This is a genomic window from Ruegeria sp. BF6, assembly GCF_056538665.1.
On record NZ_JBQFTN010000003.1, the window covers coordinates 179670 to 194922 of the forward strand.

13 protein-coding genes are annotated in these 15253 nt (G+C 59.8%); 7 read left to right on the top strand and 6 right to left on the bottom strand.

All coding sequences use genetic code 11. The features are described 5' to 3' along the window. The 4 genes from ACR0IM_RS11245 to ACR0IM_RS11260 are packed head-to-tail and all read left to right on the top strand — an operon-like array spanning position 1 to position 4740. Positions 1-1233: a carbohydrate ABC transporter permease gene (locus ACR0IM_RS11245; RefSeq protein WP_480681960.1), complete on the top strand. Its 1233-nt coding sequence runs from the start codon at positions 1-3 to the stop codon at positions 1231-1233. Next, on the top strand, positions 1233-2441 hold the full coding sequence (locus ACR0IM_RS11250; protein WP_480591773.1) for a carbohydrate ABC transporter permease: 1209 nt from the start codon (positions 1233-1235) through the stop codon (positions 2439-2441). Before ACR0IM_RS11245 ends, ACR0IM_RS11250 begins: the two co-directional genes overlap by 1 nt. A gap of 5 nt (positions 2442-2446) precedes the next feature. Further along, positions 2447-3694, top strand: coding sequence for an MGH1-like glycoside hydrolase domain-containing protein (locus tag ACR0IM_RS11255; protein WP_480641359.1), 1248 nt, complete (start codon positions 2447-2449; stop codon positions 3692-3694). Then, on the top strand, positions 3694-4740 hold the full coding sequence (locus ACR0IM_RS11260) for an ABC transporter ATP-binding protein (protein ID WP_480591764.1): 1047 nt from the start codon (positions 3694-3696) through the stop codon (positions 4738-4740). Before ACR0IM_RS11255 ends, ACR0IM_RS11260 begins: the two co-directional genes overlap by 1 nt. Positions 4741-4760: 20 nt before the next feature. On the opposite strand, the gene ACR0IM_RS11265 is transcribed toward ACR0IM_RS11260, so the two are convergent. The 4 genes from ACR0IM_RS11265 to ACR0IM_RS11280 form a co-directional block, all read right to left on the bottom strand. Next, the gene (locus ACR0IM_RS11265) at positions 4761-6371 is read right to left on the bottom strand and encodes a DUF4139 domain-containing protein (protein ID WP_480681962.1); all 1611 of its coding nucleotides are present in this window, start codon (positions 6369-6371) and stop codon (positions 4761-4763) included. 124 nt (positions 6372-6495) lie between these two features. Next, positions 6496-7518 carry an aspartate-semialdehyde dehydrogenase gene (locus ACR0IM_RS11270; RefSeq protein ID WP_480591756.1) on the bottom strand — a complete coding sequence of 341 codons (1023 nt, stop codon included), beginning with the start codon at positions 7516-7518 and terminating at the stop codon, positions 6496-6498. A 111-nt stretch (positions 7519-7629) separates the two neighbouring features. Continuing rightward, entirely contained in the window at positions 7630-8664 is a 1035-nt protein-coding gene (locus ACR0IM_RS11275; RefSeq protein ID WP_480681963.1) for a glycosyltransferase family 4 protein, read from the bottom strand. Between the two features lie 23 nt (positions 8665-8687). Then, a complete protein-coding gene (locus ACR0IM_RS11280) occupies positions 8688-9860 on the bottom strand; it encodes an MFS transporter (protein WP_480681964.1) in 1173 nt (390 codons plus the stop codon). A 142-nt stretch (positions 9861-10002) separates the two neighbouring features. Between ACR0IM_RS11280 and ACR0IM_RS11285 the strand changes: the two genes are divergently transcribed. Further along, positions 10003-11145 (top strand): DUF3095 domain-containing protein, encoded by a 1143-nt coding sequence (locus tag ACR0IM_RS11285; RefSeq protein WP_480681965.1) that lies wholly within the window; start codon positions 10003-10005, stop codon positions 11143-11145. Positions 11146-11149: 4 nt separating this feature from the next. Here ACR0IM_RS11285 and ACR0IM_RS11290 read toward each other — a convergent pair whose 3' ends face one another. Continuing rightward, entirely contained in the window at positions 11150-11920 is a 771-nt protein-coding gene (locus tag ACR0IM_RS11290; protein ID WP_480641353.1) for an HpcH/HpaI aldolase family protein, read from the bottom strand. 10 nt (positions 11921-11930) lie between these two features. Further along, complete coding sequence (locus ACR0IM_RS11295) at positions 11931-13343, bottom strand: pyridoxal phosphate-dependent decarboxylase family protein (RefSeq protein ID WP_480681966.1); 1413 nt, start codon at positions 13341-13343, stop codon at positions 11931-11933. Positions 13344-13581: 238 nt separating this feature from the next. On the opposite strand from ACR0IM_RS11295, the gene hpaR reads away from it, so the two are divergent. Both hpaR and ACR0IM_RS11305 read left to right on the top strand, forming a co-directional pair. Then, entirely contained in the window at positions 13582-14016 is a 435-nt protein-coding gene (gene hpaR / locus ACR0IM_RS11300; protein ID WP_480681967.1) for a homoprotocatechuate degradation operon regulator HpaR, read from the top strand. Positions 14017-14552: 536 nt separating this feature from the next. Beyond that, positions 14553-15251: a fumarylacetoacetate hydrolase family protein gene (locus ACR0IM_RS11305; RefSeq protein WP_480682115.1), complete on the top strand. Its 699-nt coding sequence runs from the start codon at positions 14553-14555 to the stop codon at positions 15249-15251. Positions 15252-15253 lie beyond the last annotated feature (2 nt).

Sequence of the window (15253 nt, forward strand, 5' to 3'; positions counted from 1 at the left end):
ATGTCTTCGGCCACCCCACCGACCGGAACCGGGGCTCTTGCCAAACGCGAGGCGCGTCTGGCCTGGGCGCTGCTGGCTCCGACCGTGATCAGCGTGTCTCTTGTGGTGATCCTGCCCTTGCTGGCGATCATCTGGATCAGCTTCAAACCGTTTACCCTGTCCGACCTGCGCCCGCCCGCACCGGTCGTGCGTGAAAGCCTGCGCGGATCAGGCGACGAACTGCGGATCGAATACCGCCTGCGCAACTCCAGTCAGGAGTTCGCCATCGACGGCGTGACCCTGAGTGATGTGCTGCCCGACGGTGTGACCGCCGGGGAGGTCGCCGCGCCCTGTGTTCTGAATGGTCAGGAATTGTTCTGCGATTTCGGCACTTTGGAAGGCGGTCAGCGTGAGCGTATCCGCATTCCGGTTGAATTCGATGGCGATCCGGACGCGTTCGAAGAACTGGTCGAAGCGTCTGAACCCCGCGTGACCGGCAGCGGGCCGAGTGTCCTGACCAATCTGGAATTCAGCCTTGAGAACTTTGCCCGCGTGTTTGACGGTTCCGAATTCTGGGGCGTGTTGTGGGTGACGCTGTTCTACACCGTCTTTGGCACCATCGGCGCACTGGTGATGGGCCTGTTTGCCGCGCTGCTGTTGAACAAGAGCTTCAAGGGGCAAGGCTTTATCCGTGGTCTCTACCTTTTCCCTTATGTGGCCCCGGTGATCGCCGTGGCCTTCACCTGGGTCACGCTGTTTGATCCTTTCTCGGGTTCGGCCAATGCGCTGCTGGTGCAGATGGGGCTGAGCAGTGAGCCGATCAATTTCTTCGGGGAACGGCCCTTAGCCCTGATCATGGTTACCGTATTCGAAATCTGGCGCTATTTTCCGCTGTCCTTCCTGTTCATCCTTGCGCGGATGCAGTCCATCGACTCCAGTATGTATGAGGCGGCGGATATGGACGGTGCCTCTCCGTTCCAGAAATTCTGGCTGCTGAGTATCCCGCAATTGCTGGGTATCCTGTCGGTGCTGTTCCTGCTGCGCTTTATCTGGACGTTCAACAAGTTCGACGACATCTTCCTGTTGACCGGCGGCAATGCAGGCACGCGCACGCTGACCGTGAATGTTTATGAACAGGCCTTTGCGGTCTCGAACATCGGGGCAGGCGCTGCGGTGGCCGTCGTAATCCTGATGTGCCTGATCGCCTTCAGTTTCGTCTTCTTCAAGTTCATCAGCCGTGAGGAGGGTCTGTGATGCGCAAAGGATACATCACCGGCCCGGTTTTGGGCGCGCTTTGGATGCTGGTAATCGCCACCACCATCGCGGTCACCATGTCCTTCGCCACCGGTGCGGCGTTTCGACCGCAGGTTCTGCTAAGCCTGATCTGGGGCGCGGTTGCCGGGCTGGTCTATGTCCGTTTTGCGGCCCGCCGCGCGCCTTCGCGTTTGGGAGTGGCAGCCCTGCTGGGCTTGTCTTGCCTGACCGGCTTTGGCCCGGTTCTGATCGGATCGGAAACGACCTTGCAATCGGTGCTGGTCACTGTGGTCGCGGTGGCCGTGGTAATGCATATGTCACTGGCCGCGATCCTCAAGGACCTGCCGTTTGCAGAGCTGACCCGCCACGAATACGAGGACGCGGTGATCCGCTTCTGCACCGGCTTCGGCTATATCTTCTTCACCGCCATCGTGGTCATCCCGTTCTACGTCATGGTGATGACCAGCCTGAAGTCGCAGCAGGCACTGCTGCAGAACCCGCTGGATTTCTCGGTCGATCTGAGCCAGGGCATGGCTTTGTTCCGCAGCTATACCGAGCTGTTCCGCGATTTCAATTTCGGCAGCTACCTGTTGACATCCTTCTACGTCTCGGTCCTGACGGTGTTCATCACGTTGCTGTTCAGCGTGCCGGGTGCCTATGCAGTGGCACGATTCCGGTTTCAGGGGCAAAAAGCGTTCTCACGCTCGATCCTGCTGATCTACATGGTGCCGATGATCGTGCTGGCACTGCCGATCTATATCGCGTTCTCTCTGACAGGTCTGCGCAATTCGATCCTTGGCATCGTCATGATCTACCCGGTCACCACGATCCCGGTCGCGCTGTACATGCTGCAAGGCTATTTCCGCGGCCTGCCGACCGAGGTGGAAGAGGCCGGTCTGATGGATGGCCTGTCGCGGCTGGCGGTGATCTGGAAAATCACCCTGCCGCTCAGCCTGCCAGCGCTGGCGTCGGTCTCGCTCTATGTCTTCATGATCGCCTGGAATGAATTCCTGCTGGCTTTCATGCTGCTGGACGATCCGTCGAAATTTACCCTGACCCGAGGCGTCACGATGCTGAACTCCTCGGAAATTCCCCGCCAACACCTGATGGCCGGTGCGGTGATTGCCACCGTTCCGATCATGGCCCTGTTCCTGGGGCTTGAACGTTTCATGACCAAAGGCCTGACCGCAGGCTCGGTCAAAGGATGACTGAGATGAACTATTATACAACACCGGGTGAATCGGCCCGCAATATTCTGATTGCCAATGATCGGGGTGGTTACACGATCCCGACCAGCGGCCTCTATCCCTATCAGTGGAACTGGGACAGTGCCGTGGCAGCGCTGGGCTTTGCAGAATTCGATATTGACCGCGCCTGGGTCGAGCTTGAAACGCTGTTCTCGGGCCAGTGGGACAACGGCATGGTGCCCCACATTCTGTTTCATCAGCCCGATCCAGGCTATTTCCCCGGGCCGGATGTCTGGGGCGGCACCGGGCCGATTGCGTCATCGGGCGTCACCCAGCCACCGCTGGCCGCCACTATGGCGCGGCGGGTTTGGGACAAGGACCGTGCGGCCGGTGAGGTGCGCCTTCGTGCTCTGTTCCCGGCCATGCTGGCCTGGCATCGCTGGTTCATGGCGTGGCGTCTGGATGAGCACGGCGCTGTCTGCACCACCCATCCTTGGGAAGCCGGGCGCGACAATGCGCCGGACTGGGATGGCGCGATGGCGGGGATCGATGCCTCGGATGTGGGCGAGTATCAGCGCCGCGACACCAGCCATGTGAACAGCGCCGACCGGCCCACCAAATACGACTATGATCGCTATATCAAACTGGTGAAGATCGGGCGCGAGGTTGGTTGGGATCAGCAGAAACTGCTGGAGGTCAACCCGTTCCGCGTCGCCGACCCGACCATGAGTTTCGCCACACTGCGCGCCGCCCGTGATCTGTTGGCGATAAGCGAGGAACTGGGGATCGAAGCCGAGGGTCTTGACGCGGATGTGGTCCGGCTTGAGGCCGGTGCACGGTCGCTGTGGAATGAGCCGCTGGCTGCCTTTGATGCCCGCAATGCGCATACTGGCGAATGGGCCGAAAGTGTCTCTAACGCAAGCTATTTGTGCTGGTTTGGAGGGATTGAAGCCCCTCAGATGCTGGACCGTGTGAAGACTGTGCTGACCACCGTCCCGCACCCGATCCCCAGCTATGACCCGAACATGCCCAAGTTTGATGAGCGCCGGTATTGGCGCGGGCCAACCTGGGCTTTCATGAACATGCTGATAGGGTTCGGACTGGCGGAAATGGGCCACGGCGTCGAAGCCGAAACCTTGCGCCTGAAAACCGCGCGTCTGATCGCGGGCCACGGCTTTGCGGAATATTACGACCCGATCACCGGCAGCCCGGCCGGGGGCAATTCGTTCACTTGGACAGCCGCCGTCTGGCTGCATTGGGCAGGGAGGAACTGATGGGCAGCATCGAGCTCAAATCCGTCGAAAAATGGTTCGGCGAAGTGCAGGTGATCAAAGGCATCGACCTGCAGATCGAAGAGGGTGAGTTTGTCGTCTTCGTCGGCCCCTCGGGCTGTGGCAAGTCCACCCTGTTGCGGATGATCGGCGGGCTCGAGGATATCTCGCGCGGGTCGCTTCTGATCAACGGGGACGACGTCACCGATCACCCGCCCTCGAAACGCGGGCTGACGATGGTGTTCCAGTCCTATGCGCTCTACCCCCATCTGACCGTGGCCGAGAATATGGGCTTTTCGTTGAAGGTGGCAGGTGTTCCAAAGGCCGAGATAACCGAGCGTGTGGGCAAGGCCGCCGAAGTGCTCAAGCTGGAACCATATCTGGAACGTCGCCCCAAGGACCTGTCCGGTGGGCAGCGCCAGCGCGTGGCGATCGGGCGTTCGATCGTGCGCGACCCCACCGCATTCCTGTTCGACGAGCCTCTGTCCAACCTCGACGCCGCTTTGCGGGTCGAGATGCGGTATGAGATCGCCAAGCTGCACCAGAGCCTCAATCGCACCATGATCTATGTGACCCATGATCAGGTCGAAGCGATGACCCTGGCCGACCGCATCGTCGTGCTGGAATTCGGCAAAATCGCGCAGGTCGGTACGCCGCGTGAGCTATACGAGCGCCCCGCCAACCTGTTCGTGGCACAGTTCATCGGCAGCCCGAAAATGAACGTCCTGCCCTGCACCGTGTCAGGTGACCAATTCCAACTGGAAAACGGCGGCAGCGGACCTTTCGACCGCACCGGTACGGCCACGATGCTGGGCATTCGCCCGGAGCATATCAGTGTGGTCGAACCCGGCGCGGGCCACAGCGACGGGCTGGTCGAGGTGGTCGAATACCTCGGTGCCGATATGTTCGTCATTGTCGATTGCGGCACCGAGGAGAAAGTCACCGTCCGCCTTGGTGGCGATACCGAGATCAAGGCCGGAGCAAAGATCGGCCTGCACTTTGCGCCTGAAAAGCTTCAGTTTTTTGATGAGGAGGGGCAGGCGCTGTAGGTGACATGGGATGGAGCGTATCAGTGCAGCTCCATTCCTTCGGGCCAACTGAGTTTGGTATCCAATTGAATCGTCTCCGATTGACCCGGCGCCAGCTCCAGCTCCCATGCCAGAATGCCGCGCCGGTTGTCTACGTTTTCTTCGTTTGGTTTCGGCTGGGCAGTCCAGGTGATCTCAAGATCGTCCTGTTCGGAAAAAGGCACGCGGTCCAAAATGCGGAGCGGCCAGGTTTCGCCTGTCAGATTTTCAATCTTAATCTGGGCGCGTTCCTGACTTTGATTGGAGCGTGAAATAAGACCAACATCGCCTTGGCTACGCCCCAGGATGTTGCGGTTGACGGTCAGGGCGTAAAGCGGGCCAAACCCCATCTCAACCTCTTCCCGTGGACCAATGCTTGCGGTGCTGTCCGCTGCCACCAACACTCCGTTGACCCGCCATCTGGCATAGTTCGCCGACAGCAACATCTGGTCGTAAGGATTGGTGAAACGTGCTGTGCGATACGCCGTTTCATCGCGACGTGGGTTTGCCAGCGCAAACAGTTCAACCGACTGGGTCATGCTGTCCAGGGCGAATTCGGCAATTTCAGACCCGCTCGCGATCGAGATCGGCTCGGACAAGGTATAGGTAATGCCGGTGCCCTGAACGGATGCGGGATCGGGTGCAAAGCCCGCAGTTTCCTCCACCACCACCGGGGCTTCGACAACTGGTTCTTCAAGATTTGCAACGTATTCGCTGATTGACCTGCGTTGGGAAAAGATACGCGATGCGCTGTTTTGCCCAACGGGTTGAAGTGTCGACACGCTAAGCCTGACGTCCTGCCAGTTCTCGCCAGTCTCCTGCGTCACCAGAACGCGTCGGTCGATCCGGACTTCGGGCGTGTCTGTGGTCTTTAGATCAAATTCGTACCCGGGTTGCCATTCCGCGTTGTAGAATTCGATGTAAGACAGGGAAATAGCGCCCTCGGACGCCGCTTTGGCAGTGACGTCCACAGCGATGAACAGTCGCTCGCCCGTTTCTGGCAGCAAGGCAGCCAGATCGGCTTGTGCTGCGTCCAGTTGCTCTTCCAGATCGACCAGTTTCTCTTCGATTTTGCGTGCTTCGATTTCGGCGGTTTGGGCAGTGTTCTCGGCGTTCAGAGATTCTTCTCCAACCATTTGAGCAATTCTGCGCAGGTTTTCAGCATCTGAACCTGCCAGACCCTCGTTCCGGCCCAGATTGGACAGGAATGCGATCTTATGACGGGCCGCCTCGGCCCTGAGCCGCGCAGTTTCGGCCCTGTCCTCTACCGCCGCGATCTGGTTTTCGATATCAGTGACGCGATCCTCGGCCTGTTTGACCTCATCGCTGACGTAGTCATGCCAGGGCACATCATCTCCGCGAACAATGAGCGCGGATCGGCTGAGCCCATCGGCCTGAACCTGCATCGTTGACAACTGGGTATCCGGATCACTGGCCGGGACGCCCAACAGTACCAGCCGATGTGTGCCGGCAGGGATCGAATAGCTTCCGGTTCGAAGAACTTCGACTCCTTGTGGGTATACTGTCACTTCGCTGACTTTGGTGTCGATTGTGAAAGTTTCGGCAGACAGCAACGTCGGCGCAAGCGCCAACAGATAAAACAGGTTTTTCATAAGTGCTCGCAGAGAAAAGGTTCCGGCTACCCGCAAAGGTTGCAGGCGCTTTATTTCACTACAAGAAAAAGAAAAAGGGCCACCCGGATTTGGTGGCCCTTGTGGCATTTCTGTTGGAACGGGTTCAGCCCTTTTTCAGTACTTCACGACCCAGCAATTCGGCGATCTGCACTGCGTTCAGTGCAGCACCCTTGCGCAGGTTGTCCGAGACGCACCACAGGTTGATGCCGTTTTCAATGGTCGAGTCCTGACGGATGCGGCTGATGAAGGTGGCGAAATCGCCCGCACATTCGACCGGCGAGACGTAGCCGCCGGCCTCGCGCTTGTCGATCACCATGATGCCCGGTGCTTCGCGCAGGATGTCACGGGCTTCGTCTTCGTCCAGGAATTCCTCGAACTCGATGTTCACAGCCTCAGAGTGGCCAACGAAGACCGGAACGCGGACGCAGGTTGCCGTGACCTTGATCGACGGATCGACGATCTTCTTGGTTTCCACAACCATCTTCCACTCTTCCTTGGTCGAGCCGTCTTCCATGAAGACGTCAATCTGCGGAATGACGTTGAAGGCGATCTGCTTCTGGAACTTCTTCGGTTCAACCTCGGTGGTGGGGTTGTAGACCGCTTTGGTCTGATCCCACAGCTCGTCCATACCCTCTTTACCGGCGCCCGAGACCGACTGATAGGTCGACACCACAACGCGCTTGATCTTGGCGCGGTCGTGCAGGGGCTTCAACGCGACAACCATCTGCGCAGTCGAACAGTTGGGGTTGGCGATGATGTTCTTGTTCTTGTAGTCGTGGATCGCCTCAGGGTTACATTCCGGCACGATCAGCGGAATCTTCGGGTCATAGCGATAGAGCGACGAGTTATCGATCACCACGCAGCCAGCCGCTGCCGCCTTGGGGGCATACGTCTTGGTTGCGTCTGAGCCGATGGCAAACAGAGCCATGTCCCAGCCGGTGAAATCGAAGGTGTCGATGTCCTGGGTCGTCAGTGTCTTGTCGCCAAAGCTTACTTCGGTACCCAGCGAACGACGGCTTGCCAGGGCGGCAAGTTCATCGACCGGGAACTGGCGTTCCGCCAGGATGTTCAGCATTTCGCGGCCCACGTTACCCGTGGCGCCGGCGACAACGACGCGATAGCCCATTTCATGTCTCCAAAGTTAAGGACGCGCGTTCATAGCCGCGCGGCGAGAAAGAAAAAAGGGTTTTCGGGGCGATATTCCCCCAATGACGCCGATTTTACGCGGCAAGGAGCGTCAGGCGTCGTTCAGAAGCCGTTCGTAAAGCGCCACTAGGGTCTTGGCCTCGCCATATATATCGAAATTCTGCTCGACATGGGCGCGGGCGGCGATGCCGGATTGCGTCAGGGAATCGCGGTCGGTCAGCATTTCGGCGGCGGCATCAGCCAAGGCGGGGATGTCACCGGGCTCCACCACGCGGCCTAGCGACGGGTTGGTGACAATCTCGGAAAACGCGCCCACATCGGTGGCGACAACCGGCACGCCGCAAGCCATCGCCTCCAATGGGGTGAGGCCGAACCCTTCCCACCGTTGCGGGGCGATGAACAGATCCAGCACCTGATACCACTCGGCGATCTGGTCCACGGTCACCTCGGGTTTGAACAGGATACGGTCGGACAGGCCCGCCTTGGCGACCTTGTCTTTCAGTTCGGCCAGAAAGTCGGTGTGTTTCTCGGTGGCGCGGCCCATAACGATGCCGTGCACGTCTTCAAAGCGGCCACACAGGTCGATCATCGCATCAACGAAGGCGTCGGTGCCTTTCTGGTGGCGAATGCGGCCATAGCAGCCCAGCAACAGGCCTTCGGGCAGGTCCAGTTCTGCCCGAACAGCGGATTTGTCTTCGGGCGGAGTGAAATCCTGCAGGTTGATGCCATGCATGATCACCTGCGCGTCGCGCTCCAGATACCCGGCCGTCTTGCGCGAGGTGGCGACCACCGCGTCCATCTTCTCGATTAGCCATTTGGTGTAACCGGTGTGGGCCCGTTGCGAGGCGCTGGTGAAAAGCAGTTTCAGCTTCAGCCGCAGGATGTTGCGCAGGAACAGGCCCAGCAGCATCTCGGTGTTGCGGCGGGCGTGCCAGACACGCTGGGTTTTGCGCGACAGAAAGGGTAGGCGGCCCAGAGGGATATGCGGGATGCCCGATGGCAGGCCCGGCCCCGTCGCGGCGATGTCGATCCATTGAACCTGCAGAGGCACCAGCCGGGCAATCGTCGCCGTCACGCCCGAAAGCCTGCGTTTTAGATTGGGGGCAATGACGCGCGGGTCGGACATGGGTGCTCCTGACGGTTTCAGCGTCAGTCGACGCTGTCGCGGCTGAATAGGTAGATCACGCAGCCAATGGCAAGCGTGATCGCGAAAAAGCCGAATATCGCTGTGTAGGGCGCGGTCGGGCTGATGTCCACTGTGGCCGCATGGATGCGTCCCGTGACGAATTGCGCAATGCCAACGCCGCCAATGCCAAAGAGGTTCAGCAGGGTCATGCCCCGCCCCACCAGATGCGGAGCCACAAAGGCGCGGCCATGCGCCATGATGACCGGAAAGCTGGCCCCGAGGAAGCCAATCACCGCCATCAGCAGTACTGACAGCCAGACCACGCTGTTGATCCACAGGCACAGCAGCACCAGCGCCGCCGTGCCCAGCGCATTGCCGCCGAAGATCACCCATTTCCGCGTACCCAGCATCCGGTCAAGCGGACCATAGGCAAAGGTGCCCGCAATCATCGCCGCCCCCATGATCAGCGTCGCCGTACCGATCTGGGTGGTGCTGAGTTTGAAGATATCGCTCAGATATGGCCCGGCCCACAACCCACGCGTGGCCGCCGCGGGCGCATAGGCCACCAGCATCAGCGGCAGGATCGCCCAAAGCGCGGGTTCCTTCAGCAGGTCCAGTACAGACCCCCGGTGCTCGGTCTCAACCCGTTTTGGATCGTGCACGGTGATCCAGATGCCCAGCGCAATGGCACCAGAGAACAGCGCCAGCACCCACATCGTCGCGCGCCACCCCATCAGCTCGACCGCCAGCGCGGTGGGGTAGGAGGCCACCAGATTGCCCACCGAGCCCACGCCCAGCATCACCGCCGCCAACGTCGCAAAGCGCGCGGGCGGGTATTCCCGCGCAAAGATGTAGTAAGATGCCATCAGCACCGGAGAACACCCGACACCGATCAACCCCATGGCGACAGCGACATGAAACGGTGTACTGGCCAGGGCAAACAGTGCCGCGCCGCCCGCGCCGCCGACCAGCAACAGAACTGCTGCTGTCAGGCGCGGCCCGATCTGATCCAGTGCCCAGCCCACTGGCAACTGCATGGCGGCAAAAACCAGAAACCAAAGCCCCGAGGCAAAGGCCAGATCCTCGGGCGTGGCGCCTATATCGCGGCCCAGATCAACGCTCAGCACCGCCAGAAAGGCGCGAAAGAACTGGCTGAGCACATAGCCCAGGCACAAGACTACCAGACCTGCCTTCATGAACCGCCCCTTCTCCCCCAAGCTGCGCAGAAACGCTTGGCACGTCCCGGTGCGCCACACAAGCTTGTGTGTTATACTGTTTTCACCGGACAGCGTTCACATTCGGGCTATTTGTTCCGATACCCATGATCCCGAGGTGCCGATGAAAGACGCACAGGCCGCCTTTTATGACAGCCTTCCCCGACAGCGGGACTTCACCAGTTTGGCGCAACCAGCGCGGCTTACGCCCGTGCCGGGTGACTGGGCGCTGGGCGTGGCCGATATCGTCGATTCCACCGGTGAGATTGCAAGGGGTCGTTACAAAACCGTCAACATGGTGGGCGCGGCGGTGATCTCGGCCATGATAAACGCGCTGAAGGGGCAGGAGTTTCCCTATGTTTTCGGTGGCGATGGCGCCGGGTTTGCGATCCCCGCAAGCGCCGTCGATACCGCCCGCACGGTGCTGGCCGAGCTGCGGCGCTGGGCCGATGAAGAGTTCTCGATCGCATTGCGCGGGGCATTGGTGCCGGTATCCGAAATCCGCTTGGCGGGCCGGGACTTGCGAGTGGCGCGCTATGCGCCCTCGGACGGGGTGGATTACGCCATGTTCTCGGGCGGCGGGCTGGTCTGGGCCGAAACCCAGATGAAATCCGGTACGTTCGAAGTGCCGCCCGCCGAACCGGGCGCACTGCCTGATCTGACCGGCCTGTCCTGCCGCTGGTCCAACAGCAAGGCGCGTCATGGGCAGATCGTGTCGCTGGTGGTGCAGCCGACGCAGAAAGCGACCGAGAGCGACTTTGCCGATCTGGCCCGGTCGGTTCTGACCGCCTCGGAACGGTTGGAGCGTGCCGGCCACCCGGTGCCGGAAAACGGCCCTCCGATCAGTTGGCCACCCCCGGATGTCGAGCTTGACGCGCGTGTCTCCCGCGCTGGGCGTAACCTGCTTGGGCAAAGGATAAAGCTGCTGGGGCAGAACTTGCTCATCGCGCTGTTGTTCAAAACCGGTAAGCGGTTGGGTGAGTTCGATCCCGGCCACTATAAACATATGGTCAGTCGGAACGCAGACTTCCGCAAGTTTGATGACGGGCTGAAGATGACACTGGATTGCGATCCGGCGACGCTCAAGCAAATCAGGATTATGCTGGAACAGGCGCGCGAACAGGGCAAGGTCCGCTATGGGTTGCACGCACAGGACGAGGCGATGATGACCTGTTTTGTGCCCTCGGCGATGCGGGACGACCATGTGCATTTCGTTGACGGGGCTTCGGGCGGTTACGCGCAGGCTGCTGCTGCAATGCAGGGTTAGCGCGCTATTTTGCCTTCCACTTAGCAGCCAGTGCCCTTGCGGCTTGCGCCAGCAGCATCACATCAATCCCAACCGCCAGAAACTGTGCACCCATCTCCAGATAAGCCTGATTGGTTTCGTCATTGGTGCCCAGAATGCCGGGCGCTTTGCCCGCGGCTTTGATCCGCACGATTGCATCGGCGATGGTGGCGCGCACCTCGGGCGCGGCGCTGTTGCCCTGAAATCCCATATCGGTGGACAGGTCCGCCGGGCCGATGAACACGCCATCGACGCCATCAACCTGCAGAATGTCGTCCAGTGCCGCCATCCCGGCGCGGTTTTCCACCTGCACCAGCAGGCAAATCTGCTCATCCGCGGTCTGAATATAGTCCGAGACCGAGCCATAACCCGTAGCCCGTGCCGCCCCGGCACCGACCCCGCGCAGGCCTACGGGCGGATATCGGCAGGCCCGCACCAACTCGCGTGCCTGTTCGACGCTGTTGACCATTGGCACCAGAATGGTCTGCGCGCCGATATCCAGCACCATCTTGATCAGTGCGGTATCGCCCACCGGCACCCGCACCACCGGGTGCGAGGGGCTGGCGGCAAGCGCCATCAGCTGATCCCGCAGCGAGCGGATGTCATTCGGCGCGTGCTCTCCGTCGATCACCAGCCAGTCGAAACCTGCGGTGCCCATGATCTCAGCCGCGACGGGTTCGGCAAAACTGCTCCAGCAGCCGATCAACTGATCTCCCTTTATTAGAGCCTGTTTAAACGAGTTATCAGGTGCAGCCATATGGGAACCTCTAGGTAAGTGAGCGGGCGATTTCGGTGATAACATCATAGGCCATGCGGACGTCATCCTCGGTGGTTTCGAACTGACCGACCTGAAAGCGGATCACCAGATCACCATCGACGCGGGTCTGGGTTAGATAGATGCGGCCATCATCGTTGATCGAGTTGATCAAACGCAAGTTCAGATCGTCCAGGTCCGTATGCCCATCAGGTATGTAGCGGAAGGTCCAGAGCGACCACATTGGCGGAGTGACGATTTGAAAATCCGGCGCAGCCGCCAGCCGGTCATGCAGGTCAATGGACCAGTTGACATGGTTGCGCAGCCTTTCGCGCAGCCCCTCCAACCCATAGGCGCGCAGCACGAACCACAGTTTCAACGCTCTGAACCGGCGGCCCAGAGGCACTGACCATTCCGAATAGTTGATGATCCCGTCCTTGCCGTGCGTCTTGAGGTATTCCGGACTGATCGCCAGCGTCTGCACCAGATCGTCGGGGTTCTTCAGGAAATGTGCGCAACAGTCGAACTGCACACCCAGCCATTTATGCGGGTTGAACACAATGCTGTCGGCCTGCGCGATCCCGGGCCAATAGTGGCGGTATTCCGGACAGATCATCGCCGACCCCGCCCAAGCCGCGTCAACATGGGAATACAGCCCGTATTTCTGCGCGATCTTCAGGCATTCATCCACCGGATCGGTCGCCCCGGTGCCGGTTCCCCCGACACACAGAATGACACCCGCGGGCTGTAGACCAGAGTCTAAGTCAGCTTGAATCGCCGTTTCCAGCGCCTCGGGGTCCATGCCGCGCCAGTCTCCCTTGATCGGGATGCGCACCAGATTGTCCTGTCCGACCCCGGCCACCCAGATGGCGCGATCCACCGAGGTATGTACTTCGGCCGAGCAATAGACGCGCAGTGGCTTCTGCCCGAACAAACCCTGCTGGTTTCCCTGCCAGTTCAACGCCTTTTCCCGCATGGTCAGCACCGCCGCCAGCGTCGCCGAGGAGGCTGAGTCCTGAATGACGCCAGCAAACCCTTTGGGCAGGTCCAGCGCCTGACGCAGCCAGTCCATCATCCGCGTTTCCATCTCGGTCGCGGCGGGTGAGGTCTGCCACAACATGCATTGCGGCGCGATGGCGCTGGTCAGAAACTCGGCCAAAACCGACGGAGGCGATGTGTTGGCATTGAAATAAGCAAAGAACCGGGGGTGTTGCCAATGGGTGATCCCCGGCATCACGATATCCTCAAAATCGCGGAAGATATCCTCCATCGCCTGCGCCTGTTCCGGTGGATGGGCAGGCAGGGCGTCCAGAACCTCGCCCGGTTCGATTCGGGCGCGAACGGGCCTGTCACCCACGGTCAGGTGGTAATCCTGCGCCCATTCGGTAATTTTCTTACCCCAGTCAGTGAACTCATCCCACTTCATCGCAGACCTCATTATTGACCCGGCGCACGTCTTACCTGGCCGGATTTTACTCCGCCGACAGTGATGGTCATCCGTGGCCTAAGGTCAACGATCTTTCGATCATGTAACCTTTCAATAGCCCTGAACACAGTAAAGTGCGCATGACAATTCAGTGTCTATTTTGGGCTAAATCCGCATAAACACCCAGAAAAACGGATTGGCCCGTTGCAGTGCAGCCGGAATTCGGCGAGAATTTCCTATGACCAATGAAGTACCATTGACGTCACGTTCATTGCCCATTGCATTACTTCGGGCCAGAGAACGGGTCATGGGGCCCATTCGCAAGATGCTGGCGGATGTCGGTGTAACCGAACAGCAATGGCGCGTGTTGCGCGTTCTGGAAGAGGAAGGACCGCAAGAGCCGACCCATCTTGCGGACCGGGCGTGCCTGCTGTTGCCCAGCCTTACCCGCATTCTGCAAAAGCTCGAGGTCAAGGGCCTGATCCTAAGGGAAGTCCACCCCGGTGACAGGCGCAGGCAGATCGTCGACATCTCGGTAAAGGGAAAGCAGATTATCCGCGACAACATACAGGTGACCATTCATCTGGCCGAGGATTTGCGCACCAAGCTGGGCCCGGAACGGCATGAGACGCTGCTAGATCTGTTGAATGAACTGCGTGATCTGGAAACGTGACGCCTCACCTTCGAACCCCGCCGGAGAAAGGTATTCTCTCCGGCGGGGCGGCCAGACGTGTACTGGATTATGTGCCTGGCCCGAGGCCGGTTGCGTCGGATAGATACCGACGGTCCGGCCTGCGCTTCAGAAAACGTGCCGGACCGAAATAACCCGGCTCTCTGACGCAAAGTCTTTGGGGGTAAAGTCTTTGGCCGTAGTTCTCTGAAGTATTCGCACCCGGTAACGCCGCGTGGTTCGCGGGATTATAGGATGTCTTCACGTCCAGACGGGTGCATGTTTACCCGCCGTACTTGTGAGCGGCGGCCAGAGCTCGCCGTACCCCGATTAGTCGGCGAAATCGCTCTGCCACTCATCAATTTAGAACTGTTCCGGTGGTTTCCAAGGCAGAACGCCTGGATTGTGACAGGTATTGCTCAAGTTTTCTTGGACTGACAGCTTGTTCTGCTGCACTTGGGCATGCGCAATACCGAGAGTCTTGTCCTACCCGATTGCGGCACCAAGAAGCGGGCTGCCTGAAATAAATGGGAGCCATGATGCCAGTCACTGTGTTTTCTCTTCCCGAACCGATTGCAATTCCGGTTCTAGGGCAGCAGGAGGCGTATCCGGTGGGGCGGATTTTCTGTGTCGGACGCAACTACGCGGTACACGCGGCCGAAATGGGGCACGGGGTCGATCGTGAGGCTCCGTTCTATTTCACCAAATCCGCCCCAAATGCGGTGCTGACCGGGGCGACCTTGCCGTATCCGCCGGGCACCGGGGATTTTCATCACGAGATGAAATTGACGGTGGCCCTTGGCAAACCCGTCTTCTGCGCCACCAGTACGCAGGCTTGGGATGCGGTTTACGCCTATGGCTGTGCGCTGGACATGACCCGCCCCGACCTGCAGATCCGCGAGCGAAACAAGCAGCGTCCCTGGGATCAGGGCAAGGACCTTGAGGCCGGAACTGTGTTTGCGCCGCTGACTCGTGCGGCGGATTGGTCGCCGCAAGATGCCACCCGCATTCATCTGAGCGTGAATGGTGAGGTCCGTCAGGATGCAACGCTGAGTGAGCTGATCTGGAAGATTGACGAGATCATCGGCCATCTGCCCGGCTACTACCACCTGCGGCCCGGAGACCTGATCCTGACCGGCACACCTGTCGGTGTCGGCCCTGTGCAGGCTGGCGATGTGATAGATGGTGGTAGTGATGGGTTGCAGCCGATCCAATTGACACTGACGGATGCAGAATAGAA